A 22,328-nucleotide genomic window follows, 5' to 3' on the forward strand; every position below is an offset into this window, starting at 1 on the left:
GCTGCAGATCATTGAAATTAGACGATCATTGTATCAAATTTAACCTATGCGACCATCTAAAAGCCGATAATAAGAACAGATTGTTTCTGTGCATAATCCCAAACCAGACTTCTATATAAATAATGAATCTATAAATTCCTCGAGTGGGTAAATTAAGGAGCTAAGTATCATGCAAGTACACCAAAGAGGCTTTCCACGGCTTGCACCGCTTTTTACCATACTTTTCAGTGCAGTTATCTTTGCTGGATGCTCCACAGAAGGTTGGCAATCAGCTAGTAGGCAACCGGCAGGCATAGCTCCTAACCCAGCGACAACCTCTGAAGCAGTTGTACAAATTTATGCCGCTGATGCATGGGGATGGCGAGGGTGGTTTGCTGTTCACACATGGATAGCCGTCAAGCCGCAAAATGCACCAAACTATACAGTTTATGAGGTTGTAGGGTTTCGCGTTAAACGAGGGTTACCTGCGCTAACTATTTCGGAACAAGTCCACCCAGATAGATACTGGTACGGTGCCAAACCCGAATTAATCTACAACCAACAAGGAGAAAAAGCGGCCGAACTTATCACTAAAATAGAGGATGCTGTTAACCGTTACCCTTGGAAAAATAACTATCGCGTTTTCCCCGGCCCAAATAGCAATACATTCCCCGCTTGGGTTATTAAAGAAGTTGACGGACTAAACGCATCCCTCCCCCTAAAAGCCATCGGCAGCGGCTACGCTGAATAGCTGGACTCACACCACTTAACACACAAAAAAGCCCCTTTCGGGGCTTTTTTTGAGATGGCCTTCGGCCACCTAATCACTACTGTTTCTAAAGCTTAGAAGAAACCTAGTGGGTTGATGTCGTAGCTAACCAGCATGTTTTTCGTTTGCTGATAATGCTCAAGCATCATTTTGTGCGTCTCACGACCAACACCCGACTTCTTATAACCGCCGAATGCAGAGTGAGCAGGATACAAGTGATAGCAGTTTGTCCACACACGACCCGCTTGGATGCCACGTCCCATGCGGTAAGAGCGGTTCATATCACGCGTCCATACACCAGCGCCTAAACCGAACTCAGTGTCGTTAGCAATTGCTAGCGCTTCAGCTTCGTCTTTAAACGTTGTTACGGCTACTACAGGGCCAAAGATCTCTTCTTGGAAGACACGCATATCATTCGTGCCTTTCATCAGTGTAGGCTGGATGTAATATCCGCTCTTATAACCCTCTAGGTTTTCAGCAGCACCACCTGTCAGAATCTGAGCACCTTCCTGACGACCGATATCCAAATAGCTTAAGATCTTATCAAACTGTTCTTGAGAGGCTTGTGCACCAACCATCACGTCAGTATCCAATGGGTTACCGCGCTTGATTTGGCCGATACGCTCAATAACTTTCTCAATGAACTGCTCGTAGATTGACTCTTGTACCAATAAGCGAGAAGGACAAGTACATACTTCACCTTGGTTAAAGAAGGCCAAAACCGTACCTTCAACACACTTACTGATAAAGTCATCTTCTTGATCCATCACATCTTCAAAGTAGATGTTAGGAGACTTACCGCCTAGCTCAACGGTAGATGGGATGATGTTCTCAGCAGCACATTTCAAGATGTGCGAACCAACAGGTGTTGATCCTGTGAAAGCAATTTTAGCAATGCGTTTGCTTGTTGCTAGCGCTTGGCCTGCTTCTGCACCAAAACCGTTAACAATGTTCAATACGCCAGCAGGTAACAAATCACCAATTACTTCCATCAAAACAAGGATAGAAGCTGGTGTTTGCTCTGCAGGTTTCATTACCACACAGTTACCTGCCACTAATGCAGGAGCCAACTTCCAAGCAGCCATCAATAGCGGGAAGTTCCATGGGATAATCTGACCAACAACACCTAGCGGCTCGTGGAAATGATAAGCAACGGTATTGCCATCGATTTCACCAATAGAACCTTCTTGTGCGCGGATACAACCGGCATAGTAACGGAAATGATCAACGCACAAAGGGACGTCAGCGTTTAATGTTTCACGTACCGCTTTACCGTTGTCCCATGTTTCTGCTACAGCCAACTTCTCGAGATTCTCTTCGATACGGTCAGCAATTTTCAAAAGAATGTTTGAGCGCTGAGTCACAGATGTAGCTGCCCAGGCATCCTTAGCCGCGTGAGCTGCGTCTAGTGCTAAATTAATATCTTCTTCTGTTGAGCGTGGGATTTCACAGAATACTTCGCCATTTACAGGGGATACATTTTTGAAGTATTCACCTTTTACCGGTGCTACCCATTCGCCACCGATGAAGTTACCGTAACGTTCTTTAAAAGTTACAACTGAGCCTGCGGCTCCTGGCTGTGCATAAATCATTTTATCGACCTCTTTATTGTTATCCAGCCCTGTCCTTTGTAAGGCTCAGGTGCAAGTCATTAGTCACGGTTTGATAGTAGCGAGAGGGGCCCTCACTGAGGTATCGCCCGTTGGAATTGAAAAACTACTACTTTGGTACTGGTATTAAATAATGCGGCTTAATCGCAGATGCAACATTCAAAACCTAAGCTGCTGTTATTTATAAAAAAACCCGGACATAGTCCGGGTTTTCCACAATCACAGGAGTCACTCAAGCCATTATTTTGGAAGCTTAAACGTCCACACCATGCCGCCTTGGTTGAAGTCTTTAACACGCTTAGCCACTTCACCACCCCATAATGGAACAGCACCACCCCAACCTGATACAACGGATACGTACTGCTCACCGTCCATATCCCAAGTAATTGGCGTGCCTACGATGCCAGAACCGGTGTTGAACTTATATTTCTCTTCACCTGTTTTGGCATCAAATGCCATTAGATAGCCTTCAGGGTTACCCATAAATACTAAGTTACCCGCGGTAACCATGGTGCCACCCCATAAAGGTGCGTAGTTTTTATAATCCCAAACCACTTTACCTGTTTTAGGATCGATAGCGCGCAACACACCAATGTAGTCTTCATTGATAGAGCGGATCGTAAAGCCAGCACCTAAGTAAGCAGCACCTTTTTTGTACGAAACAGGCTCGTTCCAAATATCCATTTCCCATTCGTTAGAAGGGACATAGAAAAGGCCGGTGTCTTTAGAATAAGACATTGGCATCCAGTTTTTACCACCCAAGAAAGATGGTGCAGCAACAACGGATGAGCCCTGCTTACCGTCGGTAGCTTCTGCTGGGTTGCCCGGACGGAAAGCATCTGCGTAAATTGGACGACCTTTATCATCTAGGCCTTTTGCCCAAGTGATTTTATCAACAAACGGGAAGCCACGGATGAAGTCACCGTTTTCACGGTTAAGTACATAAAAGAAACCGTTACGGTCAGCGGTACCGGCCGCTTTGATGGTTTTACCTTCAGCGGTATAGTCAAACGAGATTAACTCGTTTACACCATCATAATCCCAACCATCATGTGGCGTACTTTGGAAGTGCCATACAATTTTGCCATCGTCAGGATCGATACCTAAACGAGAAGATGAGAATAAGTTATCACCAGGGCGCAAATGAGAGTTCCACGGTGCTGGGTTACCAGTACCAAAGAACAGCAAATCGACATCAGGATCGTACGTGCCGCCTAACCATGTAGCCGCACCACCTGTTTTCCACATATCACCCGGCCATGTTTTACCAGCCTCACCGCCTGAGATGCCGTTTTCAACTTTTTTACCGTCTTTCCAGACATAACCCATATGGCCTTCTACGGTAGGACGAGTCCAAGCAAGTTGCCCTGTTTTCGCGTCGTACGCTTCAACCTTACCAACAACACCAAATTCACCACCGGATACACCCGTGATTACTTTACCTTTAACAACGATAGGTGCCGCTGTTAATGAGTAGCCTGCTTGGTAGTCTTCTACTTTCTTTTTCCAAACTACCTTACCAGTATCTTTATTTAGCGCGACTAACTTAGCGTCCAACGTACCAAAGATCACCAGATCATCGTACAGAGCAACACCACGGTTAATAACGTCACAGCAAGGCATAATAGCGTCAGGTAGGCGAGCATCGTATTGCCATAGCTCATCACCAGTCTTTACGTCGATCGCAAAAACACGAGAATAAGAAGCCGTCACATACATAACGCCATCTTTAACAACGGGCTGGGATTCTTGCCCACGCTGCTTTTCACCGCCAAATGAAAATGCCCAAACAGGTCGCAAATCTTTTACTGTATCGCCGTTAACTTTCGTTAAAGGGCTATAGCGCTGACCACGAAGGCCCATACCGTTTGAGATAACATCATCAGTGGTTGCTTGATCGTTTAGAATGTCCTGGTCTGTCACGCCTGCCGTTACAGCAGTTGAAAAAGAAATGGCCGCTGCAAGCAAGCTTACTGCAAAACCTTTACCCAGAGTCGTATGTTTCATTACTAGCTCCTTTACGGAATCGTTTATTATTGTGGGGCGCTCAAGGAGTGAACCGGGAACACTTCCCAGATCAATGCCTTCATTGTGAAGTTTTGCGCAATTCCAACAATTCAACCCGAGGACAAATTTCATACTCACTTAGTACTACTTCTGTTGCGAAGCAGCGGAGGTCCAGACAAAAAAAGAGCGCCCGAAAGCGCTTAAACTGCCAGTTGTTGCAGATTAAAAAGCCGCTTCCTCGTAGCCGGCGTACAGGTGAAACACGGTTCGAATAAACTCATACTGCGTCAATGCAATATCAGCAAATTCAGGTTCGGTTGGTATCTTCATGACTTCGTTCATACTTAAGCCTTCAAAGGCCGCTTGGGTCAGCGTTTTGTCTAGCCAAACCAAATATGCCCGCATTTGTTCAATTGACTTGCCTTTAGCATCCACCGGCCCGTGCCCCGGAACAATAAGGGCTACTTCCAGTGCAGCTAATTTATCGAGATCAGCCAGCCACTGATCTATTCCCGGCGTGTGCGGTGTTGTTAAGGCTCGTTGATAAAAAACCAAATCACCCGCAAACAAAGTGCCTGTCGTTTCATCTAAAATAGCCAGATCAGCGCCAGTATGCCCCTCTAAAGATAGAAACCTAAAACGATGATCACCTATGGTCATTGCCGTTTGATCGAGCGGCTTATTGGGCATTAAAACCTCAGTTCCGCGCATCCAATCACCGGCCAAACGGTACATGTTTTCTGCAAACACATTCCCTTGCTCGGCAATGAGCCGCCCCGTGGTTGGCAGCGCCCAGATATTCACATCAGCAAAAGCCTGATTACCAAGGAAGTGGTCGGGGTGATGATGTGTAATGAATACGTCCGTAACCGGATGATCCGTCACAGAAGCAATAGCACGTCTGAATGCTTGTGCGTATCGCTTTGAGGGACCCGAATCAATAACAACGACCCCCTCTGATGTAACAATAAACGCCGTGTTAACAATATTTGCTCCGTTGTCACGGCTAAAGTCTTCCAATTTGCCCTGCAAAAGCCAAGTGTCCTTAGCGATTAAACGAGGCGTTAGCTCATAACTAAGTGAGCTGGCCGTGGCCACTGTACTCACCCAAAAAAGACAACAAATTAACCCCAGAAAACGCCCTGCTGCCTGATAAATACCCATCACAAAGCCTGCTCAAATACATTGCCGTTATTATCACGCATCCACAATGTGTAACGATCTTGAGCCGTTGCAGAAGCTGAATTCATATCAAACGTAAACACAGGATTTTCACTCACAGGCTGAGAGAGTTCCATCGACAAGATAGCCGCTTGTTCGGGTCGTCGTACTTCTAATTGTTGGATGTAAAATTCAGGAATCCCTGACACTAACCCTGTATCCATAGGGTGAATGATTTTCACTTTATAGCGCTGTGAGGAGCGCCCACTGTTCATTGCGCGCTCAAAACTGCGGCTTTCGATTTCGCCTAAATGACTTTCCCAGTAAGGGCTTGCATTAGCCATACTTGGCGCCGTGCATCCGCCGCCCGCGGCTTCTAAGTATTGGCCACCCACAAGCCATTTACCCGACTCTGTTAGCACGGCCGCCCGAACTGGCGTTGCTTGCTGAACTTTGAAGCGAATCGCGATACGGGGTAAGTGACGATCTGCCGACTCAACCGAATAGATATGTTGGATTGGATTTAGATCGGCCCATACCACTAGACGCAGCAAAGGCTCGTCTATCGAGCTTACATCGACCAACAAAGGAACTTGCGTTGGGTCTTCTGCAAAAGGGGGAACGGAAACAACCACTCGATCGTCAAATTGGTATGGCGACTCACCTAAAAATCGAGCACGCAAGTAATGCCACACAGGTGAGTTAAGCGGGTCAGCCTGTTCAGCACGCTCAGTGTCATTATGAGAGGCCTGAGTTATCAACTCATCGTTAACTTGTGACCATGCCGCCATGGGCACACAAAGGCATAGTAGAACCAGTATCGCTGGAAAGGTTCGCATCAGCGACCCTCCTAATTATTATTGTTCGTTACTGTTATCTAAATGTATTACCAAATCATATAAAGAAAGACGAGCAAGCGTCTATTGTACTTTTTACCCTGTACTTTCTACCCTTTCGAGTGGGTATATTCGCTGCAGACTGAAATGCGATCTATTGCACGTCCTGATAAAGAGCGGGCAGTTCATAAGTGATGCCATAACGGGAGAAAATCGCTTCCATACGTCCGTCACGAACCATCTTATCCACAACCTCCTCGACAGCATAACCTAGTTGTCGATAAGTGCTCTTTACAGCCATACCAACATCCCACTTCTGCTTACCGATGGACGGAAAGCCATTTTCAGCCACTTGATAGCGAGGGTTATTCTCTGCGAATAACATAGCGTCAATTTCAGAGCGCATTGCCATTACAGCCTTAACCTCGCCGGACTTCATACCCTCAAATGCCATCAGCGGAGTTGAATAATGGTGTACATTTTTGAGCATACGGCCAGCAAAAGCGGATGACAAATAAAAGTCAGGCAAACTATCCAGCTCAACCCCTATACTGTGGTACTGAAAAACAGCCATTGTTTTAACCGCTTCCAGCTTCTCGGTGTCAAAAGCAACACGCCAAGATTCACGCTGATACGGCCCAAACATCACGACTTGTTCATTGACCATTTCCCCAGTCTGGGAGTCTTGACGATAAGCATATTCACGGTCATATGGAATCCGCATCATCACATCTGCAAGCTTTTTTAAGGCCAACGGATTTTCGTCATCCTTGTCGAGGTAGTGACCTTTCCAAACATTGTTACGTAGGTCGTCATCCAGATTCTCATCCGGAATCACCCAATGCAGTTGCATTTTCAAACCCATTTCATCAGCAATTGCTTGGCCAACGTCAATATCGACACCTTTTGGCTGTCCGTCTTGCTGATAGGAGAATGGAGGAAAATTACGGTACACGCCAACAATCAACTCACCAGAGTCGACAACGTCATCAAAGGAGCGTGAATGCGCTTGCCCAGCAAAAGCTAGGCTTGCGCAAATGACTAGTGTTGTAAATTTATTCATCAACAGGTAACGATTCCAAATAGGTACGGATTGCCCATAAACCTTCTTGGCTAATATAGTCTGCCATTTTAGGCATGTACACTTTACCGTCACGCACAGCGCCGTTCACTACACGGTATTGATACCATTCGTCACCATCATAGCCAGGGTCTAGCATGCGCAAGTCAGGAGCGATACCACCTGATATGCCTTCTAAGCCGTGGCAACGCGCGCAGTTTTGGTTATATGCAGAAGATCCAATTTTAACGGCCAGCTCGTTATTTTCGTACGGAGCACGGTACGGATTTTCGTCGCGCCATTCGTCACCCAACTGCTCTAGACCTTCAGTGTCAACACCTTGAGGAGTTACGTCGCCATGAGCAAACGCTTGGCCAGACAAGCCTGCACATAAAAGCAGAGCTGCAGCCGATGGAACTAGTTTGTTTTTTAGAAACATTGAATTCACCCATATTATTGTTATGTCGACGTATAACGCCGTGCCCGAATCTAGATCGCTCGAGGCTTACATCTATGATGAAGCACCCGTTAGTCGTAAAGAATTGTACTTTGGCGCGCAAAATTTAGTTCCTTGGTAGTAACAAAAACTCATTCTCAGGATGCATAGTTATTACGTACACTTCCTGCCTCATCCCAAAGCCTCATACTTTTTTCCCTTAGTGGAAAACGCCCTACGACCCCCGTGACATCTTCCCAAACAAATTAGGAAAAACTAACAATTTCAACGGGAAAGATGCCGTAGTAGCTCATCTCAGACCACTGCACAATAAATCCACACGTCAAGGGTCCTAGCTCTCTCTTCACAAAAGCCGAATGCCTACTCGTATAAATGACCCTGTATAGGCAGGCACTAATTAAGGTGACTTTATGAAAACAACAAAAACAAAACACTGGCTTCATCGACCATTACATGCGGCCATCCTGGCCAGCGCTTTAAGCGTCAGCGCGAGCACTTCTTTTGCGGCTAACGTCACATGGGAGGACATAGCAAACGATGCGAACACCCCCGAAAATATTTTAGGTTATGGGATCGGTCCTAAAGCACAGCGCTACAGCCCGATGACAGCGATCAACACTGACAACGTCGAACGATTAACACCAGCTTGGTCGTTCTCGTTTGGCGATGAGAAACAGCGTGGTCAAGAGACGCAAGCCTTAGTACACGAAGGTATTATTTATGTAACCGGCTCCTATTCTCGAATTTTTGCCGTTGACGCCCATACAGGCAAAAAGATTTGGTCTTATGCACACCGTTTACCTGACGACATTAGACCTTGTTGCGATGTTGTTAACCGCGGTGCAGCAATTTACGGGGATAAGGTTTTCTTCGGCACATTGGATGCCGCCATTGTTGCGCTCGATAAGAATACAGGCAAAGTCGTTTGGAAAAAGAAATTCGCCGACCATCAAGCGGGCTACACCATGACGGGAGCCCCAACCATTATCAAAGATCAAAAAACAGGCAAAGTCATGTTAATACATGGCTCATCAGGCGATGAATTTGGTGTAGTAGGTCAACTTTTTGCGCGCGACCCGGACACCGGCGAAGAAATTTGGATGCGCCCATTTGTAGAGGGACACATTGGTCGTCTGAACGGCAAAGAAAGTACCCCGACAGGTGACCCTGAAGCACCGACATGGCCTCGCGATGAAAATGGAGAACTGGTAGAGGCTTGGCATCATGGGGGCGGTGCTCCTTGGCAAAGTGCAAGCTTCGACATAGAAAACAACCGCATTATTGTAGGCGCGGGAAACCCGGCACCTTGGAATACATGGAAGCGTACCGCCAAAGGCGATGATCCTCGCAACTGGGATAATCTATACACATCAGGGCAGGTTGCCGTCGACCCAACCACTGGCGAGGTAGATTGGTTCTACCAACATACGCCAAACGACGCATGGGACTTTTCAGGCAACAACGAACTGGTCTTATTTGAATATGATGATAATGGAAAAACTATTAAAGCGACGGCACACGCCGACCGTAATGGCTTCTTCTATGTCGTTAACCGCGAAGACGGCGGCTTTATTAGAGCATTCCCGTTTGTGGATAACATAACGTGGGCTTCTCATATCGATCCCAAAACAGGGCGCCCTGTCGAAAACGAAAACCAACGCCCGCCCCTACCAAAAGAAGGTGAAGAGCGTGGTGAAGCCGTTCAAGTATCCCCGCCTTTCTTAGGGGGCAAAAACTGGAACCCAATGGCTTACAGCCAAGACACGGGATTATTCTATGTACCAGGTAACCACTGGAAAGAAGATTATTGGACAGAAGATGTCACCTACAGCAAAGGGAATGCATACTTAGGGCAAGGTTTCCGAATCAAGCGAATGTTTGATGATCACGTTGGTATTTTACGCGCTTACGACCCCATTACCGGAGAAAAACGCTGGGAGCATAAAGAGAAGCTTCCTTTATGGGCTGGCGTTCTAGCCACTAAAGGCAACCTGATCTTTACCGGTACAGGTGACGGATACCTCAAGGCCTTCCACGCAGAAACAGGCGAGGAGCTCTGGTCATTCCAAACAGGCTCAGGAATTATTTCATCCCCTATTACTTGGGAAATGGACGGTGAACAATATATAGGCGTGGCATCCGGCTATGGCGGAGCGGTGCCTCTGTGGGGTGGCGACATGGCAGTTTTAACAAAGCCAGTATCACAAGGCGGGTCCTTCTGGGCCTTCAAACTACCTAAGTGGGCGAAATAACCATATAACGCCTTAATTTTCAGAGTCGGCCCTATTTACCCACTATTTACATACATAATTTGCTGAATAGTGGGTCTTTTTATGAACCGAAACTGGATACTCCCTCCCGCCCCCATCCTTCATTTATGAGGTGATTTTTATGAAAGCGCTTGTCCTGCTATCAACGTATCTATTCATTAGCGCAACAAACACTTATGCCGCGCCAAGCCCGAAGAATGACCAGAGCTACCCTGTGATTAATGGCTGCGAAATCAAGCCCGAAACAGTATGCCCACACGTCGATTTATCCAACACTAACTTACGTCATGCAGATTTACGCAATGCTGTTTTAACCGGAGCCAACTTGGCCGGAGCCGACCTAAGACATGCTGTGTTAACCAATGTCGATGCCAAAGGTGCCAATTTTCAAGGTGCCAATTTGGCCAGAGTCGACCTAAGACATGCTGATATCCGCGGGGCTAATCTTCAGCAAGCTAACTTAATGGCAATTACAGGTTGGGCTATGTTCGCGCAAGGAGCTAACTTCAATGATGCGAACCTGCAAGGCGCGAATATCGACTTTGCCCGGTTCAGCAAGGCCAGCCTGCACCGTGCAAACCTAACCGCTGCTAACTTAGAAATGGTATGGTTCTCCAAAGCCGACCTATACCAGGCCAACCTCACCAACGCCACACTACAAGAAGCAAAGCTTAATGATGCCAATCTAGCCGAGGCTAATTTAACCGGCACCCGAATCCATTACGCCACGTTTCAAAGCACCTATATGGAAGGCTGCACTAACTGCCCGTTTGATTGGCAAAAATAGCGGCCCTCAGTAGTCATTTCTGGCGTTCAAGCAGGCACAAAAAATCCCGATCAGCAAGCCTGTCGGGATTTTCAACAACCGTTAATTCACTTAGCCCAGCGCGCGATCCACCAGCGCCTTCGCGTCACTTTCCAACTGTGCCAAATGATCCTCTGATACAAAGCTTTCAAGATAAATCTTGTAGATGTTTTCAGTACCAGAAGGACGCGCCGCAAACCAGCCGTTAGCAGTTTGCACTTTCAAACCGCCAATAGAAGCGCCATTGCCAGGTGCTTCGGTCAAAATACCGGTGATCGCATCACCCGCCAAGGTATCACCGGCTACAGAATCAGCACTTAATGACGACAAGACAGACTTTTGCTCAGCTGAACACGGCACATCAATGCGCTTATAGATAGGACGACCATAACGTGAGACTTGAGCTTCATATAACTCATGCGGGTCTTTACCTGTTATTGCCAAAATCTCAGCCGCTAACAATCCCAAAATAATGCCATCTTTATCGGTCGTCCAGACGCTACCGTCTTTACGCAAGAAAGAAGCGCCAGCACTCTCTTCACCGCCAAACGCCATCTCGCCACTGAACAGCCCTTCAACGTACCACTTAAACCCTACTGGCACCTCACACAAGGTTTTGCCAAGCCCTTCGACCACGCGATCAATCATGGCACTGGACACCAAGGTTTTACCAAATTGAATATCATCTGACCACTGTGGGCGGTGTGTTGCTAAATACTCAATCGCTACCGCCAAATACGCGTTCGGATTCATTAAACCGGAGCCGGCGCAGACAATACCATGACGGTCGTAATCCGGATCATTGCCAATTGAGATATCAAACTTATCTTTAAGCGCCAATAAGTTCTGCATTGCATAGCTTGAAGAACAATCCATACGGATGCGCCCATCTTTATCCAACGGCATAAATCCGAAGGTAAAATCGACTTTATCGTTCACTACTTCGATATTAAGGTTATATTTCTCAGCGATTGGCTTCCAAAAGTGAAGCCCTGAGCCTCCCATTGGATCGACGCCAATCTTAATGCCCGCTTTCGCAATGGCATCCATATCAATAACAGAGTCCAGATCATCGACATAGTGTGCAATATAATCAAAAGGTTCGATTAACGGCGATGCATTCAGCTCTTCAGCAGGAAGCCACTCAGCGTCTTCTAGCTCAGATTCCAATAACTCATTGGCTCGCTGAGCAATCCAATTGGTAATATCTTGATCGGCTGGACCACCCTTAAGCGAGTTATATTTAATCCCGCCATCTTCCGGCGGATTATGCGAAGGGGTGATGACAATGCCATCTGCAATATCTTCGCCCAACGCGTTGTGCGTTAAAATTGCATGTGAGATAACAGGCGTTGGCGTGTAACCATCACCTGCTTGCACACGCACACGCACCCCGTTAGCGACTAACACTTCCAATGCCGTGCCAAAGGCGGCTTCAGATAACGCATGCGTGTCCTTACCCAAATATAGCGGCCCAGTCACACCGTGCGCCTTGCGGTACTCAGCAATGGCTTGGCAAATAGCCATGATGTGATGCTCGTTAAAGGTCGTTTTTAGCGCCGACCCTCGGTGACCGGAAGTTCCGAAACTCACCTTTTGATCAGGGCTCGCTTTGATATCTGGCTGCTGACGATAATAAGCAGCCACTAACGCAGGGATATTAACCAAAGAATCGTGCGGAGCAATCTTTCCAGCATCGGGGTGAATAGCCATATAACAAGCCTGTCCTTTTCCATGAATGAATAACCTAATGCTCGGCTATCTTGGCCAGAGATGCAATGGTGATAAGCCCAACGACCTAACGAATTGCTCGCCAAGCTTATCCATACCCACTTATGCTGACAGAATATGCATTAGAATCGGCCCGAAACACTCACTCGGATATCGCGTCCACTTTCTGGAGACCCGACAATACCCTCCCACCCGGGATTCCCTGTAAAGTCTTCAACGCTTGCGTGGCTCAAATACTGTTTATCGAAAAGATTATTTACCGATAACGCCACTTTAAGTTGGTCATTACCCATAGGCTTCCAATGCACGTATACGTCATGTATCCCATAACCGGGTTTATCAGCATTAAGCTGGTCGCTACCTACATATAATTTAATATCATGAATACCGCGTACAAACTCAGCATTCCAGCCCGCCATCCAGCGAGGTGAGAACTGATAGTGAACATCTGTCGCTAACGTATCGCCAATGCTATTTGCGCCAGAGCCGTATACATAACGTGTGACTGGTTGCCCATCAACTTCAGTATCTGCACTAATTAAGCTGGCAGACAATGAAAGCGCTTCGACCTGCATCCCCAAACGCGCATAAAAACCAGCCGATTTAATAGGGTCATCTAAGTTTTCAGATACCCTAGACCAAGGCAGCAATCCCCCAACAGGGTTGTAGATCCGAGAATAAAAGACACCCGCTGCCATGTTAAAACCGGATACTTGGTAATCTACCCCTAACTCGATATTTTTAGATGTTTCTGCACCTAGGTCAGAAGCATTTGAACCGCTACTTAGCTTAAATGCATCCTTTACTTCCGGGCCTCTTAACGCCTCTGCATATCCAGCACTAATAGCCCAAGCAGGAGTTAACTGATAGCGAGCACCGGCATTGAATGAGAAGCCGTTATCACTTAATTTTTGATCGCTTGCATCGGTTATCGAGAAATCATCAAATCTAGCACCGGCTGTCAGTGACCATTGATCATTTACGGTGTAATGATCCTGTATAAAGATCCCCCAAACTTGGCCTGTTTCACTAAAATAAGAGGGCTCTGCATCCACATCATGAAGCTTACTTTCATCATCTCGATAATTAACACCGTAAGTAAGCTCATGATCCGCAAAAGCACTCGTATTTTTTAGTGTCGCTCCCCACGTTTTCACATGGCCACTGTATTCTACCGAGCTGTATTCACGCGATTGAGACGTTTTTGTATGATAAAGATTGAAGCTAATATCAAATAAATCGTTATCAAACGGCGTATATTCATAGTTAAAAATAGCCGTATCCCGATCAGCCGTCGTTGGCTCAGGTACGTTCCTAGCGGATGCGACTAGCTCCGGCTTATAAAGCACATCACCCTCCTCTGCTACGGACTCATAACTCAGTGATAAATATTGTTCATCCGTTAAATACCCCACTAACTTCCCGTACATCAAGGTTTTTTGATCCTCTGTACCATCGAGTTTATTGCCATCACCATCGGTAACATTATCGAGGTCTGAACGAACAACACTCAACATCCCTCCCAAGCGCCCCTGTGCATCCTCACCAAACACAGTTACGCTGTTTTTAAAACCATGGCTATTATCAAAGTAAGTGCTTTTAACCAGCGCACCGACCTGTTTGCCGGCTTCTAATAAATCCGCAGGGTCTTTGGTAACAAAATGCACCGAGCCTCCTAAAGCACCAAAACCTGATGTCGCTTCCCCTGCTCCGGTTTCAATATCTACTTGCTTTAGTAATTCCGGCTCGATCGAGATACGGCCTGCGTGATGAAAAACAGCACCCGCCTGCTCTGCCCCGTCTATCGTTATATTAAGATTATCTTCACCTATATTTCGAACATAGATCTTCTGTGACATTTGCACTGAACCGCCCGCAGAAACAGCCGCGTCTTGACTGAATATATCGGCCATATCATTGGCTTGAGTCGACGAAATTTGTTCCTGATTAATTTGGCCATCTACGTCACTTGTGATCTGATCAATAATAATGAGCGCATCCATGTCCACAACCGCAGAATCGGCCATGACAGTAGGAGCTGTGAACGTTGTTAAACAAGCGACGGCCAACAACTTTTTCCGGAAAAGAAAGGGCCTAGTTAGATTGCAGCAAAATTCTTGAGGGTACATATAACCACCAACTTAAATGATAATAGTTTTCATTCAATTATTATCATTTTAACGGGAAGTCCCAGCATTTTTACATTTGTTACATCTGGTAATAGATCGCTAGCAAAACTTAGGCAATGTAGCTGTCATTATTAACCCTATACAGACACCTTCAGCATCATAACGATTCCTAGCAACGAGCTGCCCACCAACAGCTTGAATCTGACGCTTAGCTATCGCCAAGCCTAATCCGTAGCCTTTTTGCTCTTGCTCTGCGGGTTGACTTCTCGACTGACTGACTTGAAAAAAAGGCCGAAAGATAGCGTCAAGCAACTCTGTAGGTACGCCATTGCCTTCGTCTTGCACATCAACCTGTACCGACTCGCCTCTATCAATGATGACGATCTCTACTCGGCTCTTAGGTGACGTGTGTTTTAAAGCATTACGCACTAAATTTTCAAAAGCCTGACTCAGCGCGCGTTGATTACTAAAATGCAAAACATGTTCTGCTTCCGACCTAAGCTCAATAATACGCCCCGGGTATTCAAACCCCGCATCTTGGCAAATAACATCCAACAGCGCATCTAGCTCAACGCTCTCATCCCGTAGCGACGGCTCTTCATTAGTTAACCACCCTAATGTCAAAGAGTCCTCAACCAATGCTTCCATGCCCTGTAACTCCCAACGAATACGGCGCAGCGTTTTCTCATCGCATGCACCTTGCTCCATATAAGTTAACGCGAGCCCTAAACGTGCCAATGGTGTTCTTAGCTCATGCGACAAATCAGATAGTAATTCGCGTTGCTGCCTTATTAGACGCGCGGTACGCGAAGCCATATCGTTGAACGTAACACCTAAACGCGTAATCTCATCATTTCGCCATCCGATAAACCCTGAGCTGGCTTGAGTGCGGGCATCAAGCTCACCTTGGCTAAATGCCCGTGTTGCTCTATGCAGCTGCCGTAAAGGCGACATCAAGTACCCATAAACAAATATAGCGAGCGCGGACAATAAAATTAGCGGTAGGCCTACCTGCAAGACAATTTGTGCATAAGGGTAAAGGTTACCTGGGCGCATACGTGCGGGCAGTTGAATTAAAAAATGCGTTTTACCATCAGCGAAAGGAATGTCCATGGTAGGGTTTGCTTTAAAATATAGATGAACCTTCCACTCAACACTGCGCCCCAAACTAAACCCCTGCGTATAGTGTAGAGGCAAATCACTACCAGCTTTTACTTCAATAGAAGACTCCACTACAGCAGCCCATGTGTCTTCTTTAATACGTAATTCTTGCAACCATCTTTCTAAGATTTTTTCTTGGCCCGCTTGGTATAGTGTCTCAGCTTTTCTTCCATATGAGATGAGAGTCTGTTGGTCACTTTTTGATATATAACTCATTGACTGTTCTGCTTGCTCAGTAATGAGGTTAACGCTCCAAAATAAAATCAGCGCCCCAATTACAAACACTACACACAAAACCCACAGCAACTGCTTTTTCACGAAAAACAGTACCCCTTACCATGCTGAGTCACTAAACGGTCTGCAGCCATACCAGCTGACACTAATTTTTTACGAATACGACTTAAATGCATATCCATACTGCGGTCATAGCGGCTATAAGGGCGTTCTAGCACCATCTGATACAGAAACGGCTTACTCAACACATCATTTTGATGTTCAACCAACAACCATAATAAGCGAAACTGAATGGGAGTTAACTCTATCGATTGGCCATTATAGTGAACACTTAATACCGACCGGTTAAGCACCAAAGCGTCAATAGACAGCTCTCGCTGGTCATTTCGTTCCTGCACCCCTATAGAGCGACGCAACAAAGCATCGATACGCAGTAACATTTCCGTGAAATTACAAGGCTTTGGCAAATAGTCATCCGCCCCCTTTTGATAGCCCTCAATGCGTTCGGCTTCAGCACCACATGCCGTCATCATGATAATTGGGGTCTGCTTCACGCTACGAATATGCGTCAAGATAGAAAAACCGTTCAGCGTAGGTAATAGGACATCCAAAAGGATCAGATCGAAGCACTCAGCAAGCGCCTTTATAAGGCCCTGCTCTCCATCGTGGCACTGCTCAATGCAAAAACCATTTTGAGACAATAAACCGGCTACCTGATTAGCGAAGGTTTTGTCATCTTCAATAATCAATATTCTAGTCATTAGATTACCATGCCATTACACAGACACAAATGATAATCTAAATCATTAACATTGTCTTACGTTAATAAACATTGCCCGAAAGCTATCATGCCTACTCATGCATTAGTTAAGGCTCCAATGACAAACGCACCTCACCCAGCCCATCAATACTGGCAACCACTTCATCACCGACAGCAAGCACTTGCAAACCAAACCAAGTACCAGTGGTTACTGTATCCCCCGCCTCTAAGCCTCTTGAATAAAGTGTTTCGGATAAACCATTGAGCCAAGGCAGTAACGCTAATGGATGACCCAATGGATGCGTACCCTCACCCAAGGCTATTGCCTGCTGATTTACCGTGATGGACATATAAGGATTAACAAAACTATCGCGCCATCCTTTGGTAGGTTTCCCCACTAAAATAATCGCTCTGTTCATCTGCTGGTCTGCCAAGCGAATACTGGCGGGAAGGTCCGCCCACCGTTCAACTCGCTGATCACATACTTCTACTGACAAATAGACATTATCGATAGCTGCCTCTAGTGCTTCTATTGAGGAGTCACTCTTGATAGACCTTGCTAAAGTAATGGCCACTTCTATCTCAATAGAGGTGAAGTCATGAGCGTTGCGCTCATCTAATACATGCCTCACATGACCTTCCCCTTCTTTTTCTGTAGCGTACACTAAAGCCTCATGCCTAACGCGGGCAGCTGAAGGGTTTTGCAAAGTACCGCCGGTTTTCCAAATAAAGCGTTCTTCTGAAGCAAACCATCCCAACTTTTCTGCAACCAAGGCTTGCACCTGATACGCCTCTTCATCACTAGCGGGGGTGAGCTCACATGCCTGCTGATAGTTAACGACCTGCCCCGTTTGTTGGGCCATGACTAATGCATCAGCCAACTTTTGAACATTTTTACTCATTACACTCCCTCACATTTATTGCAACACCCATCCACTCACAAAACTATAGCGGGTCTGGCGCAGTAACTTTTGGTTTAGCAGGTGTCGGTCGATCGCACGGTAAAAACTGCCCCATACCTGGCGTTCCTAAATAACGTCCGTCTTGCCACACAATGCGCCCTCGACTCATGGTCGTTGCCGGCCATGCATTCACCTTAATGCCCTCATAGGGTGTGTAATCAACATTATGATGTAATTGATCATTACTAATGGAACGAACCGTGTCGGTATCCCAGATCACTAAATCGGCATCAGCCCCAACAGCTATAGAGCCTTTACGTGGGTACAAACCATACATTTTAGCGACATTGGTAGAGGTTAATCCGACAAATTGATTAATATCCATACGCCCTGTGTTAACGCCATGCGAAAACAATAAAGCCAGACGAGTTTCGACACCCGGAATACCATTTGCGATTTGATCAAAGCTGGGGGTTTCACCGGTTGCTAATTTGCCGTCGTTTCCAGCAAAGCGAAATGGCGCATGATCCGAAGAGAACACCTGAAAAGTTCCTGACTCTAGTGCGTTCCAGATCACTTGCTGGTTGCCTTTATCGCGCGGAGGCGGACTACAAATACATTTAGCACCTTCCATGTCGTCATCCAGCCCTAAATTTTCGGCCGTTAGAAAAAGATATTGCGGGCATGTTTCACCATATACACGTAGCCCTTGACCTTGCGCCCAACGAATCTGCTCTACTGCTTCACGCCCTGATACATGAACAATTAAAATAGGAACGTCCACCAACTCAGCAAACGCGATAGCGCGATGGGTCGCTTCACGCTCCACCAACATAGGGCGAGATTCAGCATGGTATTTTGGCGCGGTTTTGCCCGCTTTTAGTAAACGCTCGGTCAACCAGGCAATACAGTCAGCATTTTCGGCATGAATCATCACCATTGCCCCTTCTTCACGGGCTACGGATAACACATCGATAATTTCACGATCACCCAGCTTCAGATCATCGTAAGTCATATAAATTTTGAAAGAGGTGTAACCTTGCGAGATTAATGCTGGCAGCTCTTCACTGAGCACTGTTTCGGTGGCATCAGAAACAATCATATGAAACGCGTAATCAATCACAGCTTTTTGCCCTGCACGCTCATGATAATCAGCCACAGCTGCTTTCAAGCTCTGTCCTTTTTGCTGCAGCGCAAAGGGGATAACCGTGGTTGTGCCGCCACAGGCCGCAGAACGCGTCCCACTTAAAAAATCATCCGCCATGACCGTGCCATCATTCGTTGGCTGATCAAAGTGGCAGTGGCCATCTATACCACCGGGCAACACCCACCTGCCTTTAGCATCTATCTCCGTTTCGCCTTCTGACAAGCCTTTTCCCAAGGCGGTAATGACACCCTCTTTGATACCTATATCGGCATCAAAGATATCGGCGGCGGTGGCACAACGAGCATTGCGAATAACACAATCGAATAACTTAGACATGAGCACTAGCCTCTTGGAAAAAGCGCCCCCAGCCCACAACAGCTGCGGGGTTATGACCAGCCATGCTTAGCATTTTCCAAACAACAGTGGACGTTGTATCAATAACCGGTATACCGAACTCTTGCTCCCACTGACTGGCTAAATGCGCTGAGCGTAAGTTGGTACAATAGAGCACAATCGCATCCGGTTTTTTAGCCGCGACCGCTGCTACTTGACGGGATAACGCTATCTCGTCAACCTCGGAGAAACTAAAGTTCTCACTCAAATCAAGATGGCTTTCAGCAACACAATCTATACCGATGTCTTGATAATTGCGGATAATGCAGTCCTGCACATCACTCGTATAAGGTGACACCAACCCAAAGCGCTTAACCCCCATGCTGTTTAGCACTTCGTTCAGCGCCAAGATTGATGAAGTCGCTCGAATGCCAGTTCGGGCCTCAATGGCCTGACATAATTGAACATCATGATCAAAACCCAACCAGCCAGCAGCTGTTCCACTCCAACCAATCACATCCATGCGTGCATCAGCCAGAAGATCAGAAGCCTCAAGTGGCGCCGTATGGTTGAACTGGCCCAAATCACGATCATCTAACGAAATTCGTGTCACACGAAAACGTGAAAAGTGACTAGTCACTGATGGCAAATTGTTTAGCATCGAGCTTGTTAACGGCTCTAAGGCGGTATTAGAAGACGGGGTCAACACCCCCAATAGCGTTCGCTTTGTTGTAATCGACATAAATAACCCATTCGTCATTTACGCAATAGGCGGGTTTAACCCGTACTATTTTTGTAAACAATATTGTTGAACATAATGATTACAAAATACAAAGCAAATGATATGCCATCGTTAGAAGGGCACACCAATAAGAGGAATATTAGAGCAGATAAAAATAAAGAAAGACGATATTTATACGGTTCTAAGAAGACGAATTAACCGAGTATTTTCTCCCAATCAACTTCATTAGCGTCGTTAGCGCCATCTAAATGCAGCGCGCTTTCGATATGAGCTAAATGGTGCAACATTAGCTCCACAGCCAATGATTCCTCTCCTTGCTCAATAGCCTTAACAATATTGGCATGGTCGTTTTCAGGACAAGCCGGTGCTTGAGGAATGTCATATAAAGCAATAATAAGACAAGTTAACGGACACAACTCACTCATCATTTTCTCGATGTACCGGTTGCCACACATGCTAGCCAGCAAGAGATGAAAATCACCAGACAGCCTGATTATGGCACGGCGGTTATTGGATTTTCGCGCTTCGCTTTCTTGCTCTAAGTGTTTGTGCAGTAACTTAAAATCCGCTTTTTTTGCATGAACAATCACTCCCCGAACCACCTCTGGTTCAAGCAAGCGACGCGCCGAAAAAACTTCAAGAGCCTCAGGCACTGTAGGGCTTGTAATAAAAGCCCCGCGATTAGGGAACAACTGAACTAAACCATTTTCAGCGAGCACCATCAGCGCTTGCCGAATTTTAGTTCTGCTGACCTTAAACGCATCCGACATTCGGGATTCAGATAATTTACTACCCGGCGCTAAGCGGTGTTCCATTACAGCGTTGGTAATCAATTCAGCTATTTTATCTACATCAGGTTTATCGACTTCAGACATCTGCCCCTGTCTTCCCTATTGAATACAATTGAAAGTTAACTCCTGGAAGTTACTGCGATTATACACAGGAACCTACAACGCGGTATCTACAATATTGCGCCCTAACACTGTGCAAAAAACAGATAGAGCGCATTAACTTCGTGCGATTGTACGCAATATTGGTCGCACAAATACTCTTCACACACACCAATAGCCACGCAAACTACCGAATTAAAAAGCTTTTAAATTATTGGCACATTTTACGCATAGATAAAATTATTGTTCGCAATATTGTTTTCAATAAAATGGAAGAGAATTATGAAATCACTTAAAACAATGGCCTCAAGTATCCTAGCGGCTAGCATTGCTCTTAGCGCGACCACTTCAGCCCTCGCCGACAATATGCAATGGAAAGCATTAGGACAACCATTAGCAACGGGTCCTATTTTACAAAACCAAGAAAAGCCGTTTTTCGAGAACTTTGCGCAGCGCACAGGTCTACCCATTGATGTTGACTTCAAACCGGTTGACACTACGGGCATTAAAGATACTGAGCAATTACGCATGCTCAAAGCTGGCCTTTTTGATGTTGTCTCTTTACGCGTTTCTCCCAACTCCCGTGATGAGCCCGCTTTACTTGGCCTTGATCTCGTGGGGTTAAACCCTGACTACGCCACTGCACGTAAAGTAGCAGATGCCTATGTACCCGTGTTAGATAAACAGCTTCAAAAGCGCTTTAACACTAAGCTATTAACCGTCTGGCCTTTTGGCCCTCAAATTTTATTCTGTAACGCGCCTATTAAAAGCTTCTCTGATATCAAAGGACTCAAAGTCCGTGTATACGACCAGAGCCTGGCTAAGTTTGTAGAATCCATGGGAGCGACTCCCGTACCTATTAGCTTTCCCGACGTTCATCAGTCTCTTTCAATGGGCGTGATCGACTGCGCAATCACAGGGCCGGCTTCCGCTAACTCCGCAGGCTGGCCAGAAGTGGCTACGCATCAACTCCCTCTAGGCATGGGCATTGCGTTAAACGGTTATGCCATTTCTCTTAAAGCATGGAACTCTCTAAGCGAAGCACAGCAAGCTAAGATGCAAGCTGCTTTCGACAAGCTAAGCACGGATATCTGGGCTTACTCTGAATCACTTTACGATGACGCCATCAGCTGTAATTCAGGTGGAGAATGCTCAACGGGTAACAAATTCAACCTAGTAAATGTTGAACCTACCGCATCAGACTTTGAGTTAGTTAACGATGCTCTTGTAAATATTTCATTACCTGGCTGGGCGGCTATTTGTGATGCATCTAGCGATGATTGCTCTGCCAACTGGAAAGCATCGGTTGGTCCAATTATTGGATTAGAGTAACCCTAAGGCCCCG

18 protein-coding genes are annotated in these 22,328 nt (G+C 46.3%); 4 read left to right on the forward strand and 14 right to left on the reverse strand.

What is annotated here, in order from left to right:
- Positions 1-169: 169 nt before the first annotated feature.
- Positions 170-730 (forward strand): DUF3750 domain-containing protein, encoded by a 561-nt coding sequence (locus BS617_RS12620; RefSeq protein ID WP_075173139.1) that lies wholly within the window; start codon positions 170-172, stop codon positions 728-730.
- Positions 731-822: 92 nt separating this feature from the next.
- Here BS617_RS12620 and exaC read toward each other — a convergent pair whose 3' ends face one another.
- From exaC to pedF, 6 genes are all read right to left on the reverse strand, one after another.
- Positions 823-2,340 carry an acetaldehyde dehydrogenase ExaC gene (gene exaC / locus BS617_RS12625; RefSeq protein ID WP_075173140.1) on the reverse strand — a complete coding sequence of 506 codons (1,518 nt, stop codon included), beginning with the start codon at positions 2,338-2,340 and terminating at the stop codon, positions 823-825.
- Between the two features lie 258 nt (positions 2,341-2,598).
- Positions 2,599-4,365, reverse strand: coding sequence for a PQQ-dependent methanol/ethanol family dehydrogenase (locus BS617_RS12630; RefSeq protein WP_075173141.1), 1,767 nt, complete (start codon positions 4,363-4,365; stop codon positions 2,599-2,601).
- Positions 4,366-4,587: 222 nt separating this feature from the next.
- A complete protein-coding gene (locus tag BS617_RS12635) occupies positions 4,588-5,529 on the reverse strand; it encodes a quinoprotein relay system zinc metallohydrolase 1 (protein ID WP_083610027.1) in 942 nt (313 codons plus the stop codon).
- Positions 5,529-6,365 carry a quinoprotein dehydrogenase-associated SoxYZ-like carrier gene (locus BS617_RS12640; protein WP_249263603.1) on the reverse strand — a complete coding sequence of 279 codons (837 nt, stop codon included), beginning with the start codon at positions 6,363-6,365 and terminating at the stop codon, positions 5,529-5,531. Before BS617_RS12640 ends, BS617_RS12635 begins: the two co-directional genes overlap by 1 nt.
- A 151-nt stretch (positions 6,366-6,516) precedes the next feature.
- The gene (locus BS617_RS12645) at positions 6,517-7,425 is read right to left on the reverse strand and encodes a substrate-binding periplasmic protein (protein ID WP_075173142.1); all 909 of its coding nucleotides are present in this window, start codon (positions 7,423-7,425) and stop codon (positions 6,517-6,519) included.
- Positions 7,418-7,861, reverse strand: coding sequence for a cytochrome c-550 PedF (gene pedF / locus BS617_RS12650; protein WP_075173143.1), 444 nt, complete (start codon positions 7,859-7,861; stop codon positions 7,418-7,420). Before pedF ends, BS617_RS12645 begins: the two co-directional genes overlap by 8 nt.
- Positions 7,862-8,289: 428 nt before the next feature.
- On the opposite strand from pedF, the gene BS617_RS12655 reads away from it, so the two are divergent.
- Both BS617_RS12655 and BS617_RS12660 read left to right on the forward strand, forming a co-directional pair.
- Positions 8,290-10,131 (forward strand): methanol/ethanol family PQQ-dependent dehydrogenase, encoded by a 1,842-nt coding sequence (locus BS617_RS12655; protein WP_075173144.1) that lies wholly within the window; start codon positions 8,290-8,292, stop codon positions 10,129-10,131.
- Between the two features lie 139 nt (positions 10,132-10,270).
- Positions 10,271-10,936, forward strand: a complete 666-nt coding sequence (locus BS617_RS12660) for a pentapeptide repeat-containing protein (protein WP_075173145.1) — start codon at positions 10,271-10,273, stop codon at positions 10,934-10,936.
- A gap of 90 nt (positions 10,937-11,026) precedes the next feature.
- Here the strand turns inward: BS617_RS12660 and pgm are convergent, their stop codons facing one another.
- From pgm to BS617_RS12700, 8 genes are all read right to left on the reverse strand, one after another.
- A complete protein-coding gene (gene pgm, locus BS617_RS12665) occupies positions 11,027-12,667 on the reverse strand; it encodes a phosphoglucomutase (alpha-D-glucose-1,6-bisphosphate-dependent) (RefSeq protein ID WP_075173146.1) in 1,641 nt (546 codons plus the stop codon).
- A 140-nt stretch (positions 12,668-12,807) separates the two neighbouring features.
- Complete coding sequence (locus BS617_RS12670; RefSeq protein ID WP_083610083.1) at positions 12,808-14,712, reverse strand: TonB-dependent receptor domain-containing protein; 1,905 nt, start codon at positions 14,710-14,712, stop codon at positions 12,808-12,810.
- A gap of 201 nt (positions 14,713-14,913) precedes the next feature.
- Positions 14,914-16,293, reverse strand: a complete 1,380-nt coding sequence (locus tag BS617_RS12675) for a HAMP domain-containing histidine kinase (RefSeq protein ID WP_075173148.1) — start codon at positions 16,291-16,293, stop codon at positions 14,914-14,916.
- Entirely contained in the window at positions 16,290-16,970 is a 681-nt protein-coding gene (locus tag BS617_RS12680) for a response regulator transcription factor (protein WP_075173149.1), read from the reverse strand. The genes BS617_RS12675 and BS617_RS12680 overlap by 4 nt, the downstream gene beginning before the upstream one ends.
- Positions 16,971-17,076: 106 nt before the next feature.
- A complete protein-coding gene (locus tag BS617_RS12685) occupies positions 17,077-17,871 on the reverse strand; it encodes a fumarylacetoacetate hydrolase family protein (protein ID WP_075173150.1) in 795 nt (264 codons plus the stop codon).
- Between the two features lie 43 nt (positions 17,872-17,914).
- Complete coding sequence (gene hydA, locus BS617_RS12690; RefSeq protein ID WP_075173151.1) at positions 17,915-19,354, reverse strand: dihydropyrimidinase; 1,440 nt, start codon at positions 19,352-19,354, stop codon at positions 17,915-17,917.
- Positions 19,347-20,093 (reverse strand): maleate cis-trans isomerase family protein, encoded by a 747-nt coding sequence (locus BS617_RS12695; protein WP_075173152.1) that lies wholly within the window; start codon positions 20,091-20,093, stop codon positions 19,347-19,349. The genes hydA and BS617_RS12695 overlap by 8 nt, the downstream gene beginning before the upstream one ends.
- A gap of 194 nt (positions 20,094-20,287) precedes the next feature.
- The gene (locus tag BS617_RS12700) at positions 20,288-20,968 is read right to left on the reverse strand and encodes a GntR family transcriptional regulator (protein ID WP_075173153.1); all 681 of its coding nucleotides are present in this window, start codon (positions 20,966-20,968) and stop codon (positions 20,288-20,290) included.
- A 297-nt stretch (positions 20,969-21,265) separates the two neighbouring features.
- Here BS617_RS12700 and BS617_RS12705 point away from each other — a divergent pair, with 297 nt between their 5' ends.
- Positions 21,266-22,315 carry a TRAP transporter substrate-binding protein gene (locus BS617_RS12705; RefSeq protein ID WP_075173154.1) on the forward strand — a complete coding sequence of 350 codons (1,050 nt, stop codon included), beginning with the start codon at positions 21,266-21,268 and terminating at the stop codon, positions 22,313-22,315.
- Positions 22,316-22,328 lie beyond the last annotated feature (13 nt).

The organism is Neptunomonas phycophila, assembly GCF_001922575.1.
In the GTDB taxonomy this organism is placed as follows: Bacteria; Pseudomonadota; Gammaproteobacteria; order Pseudomonadales; family Balneatricaceae; genus Neptunomonas; species Neptunomonas phycophila.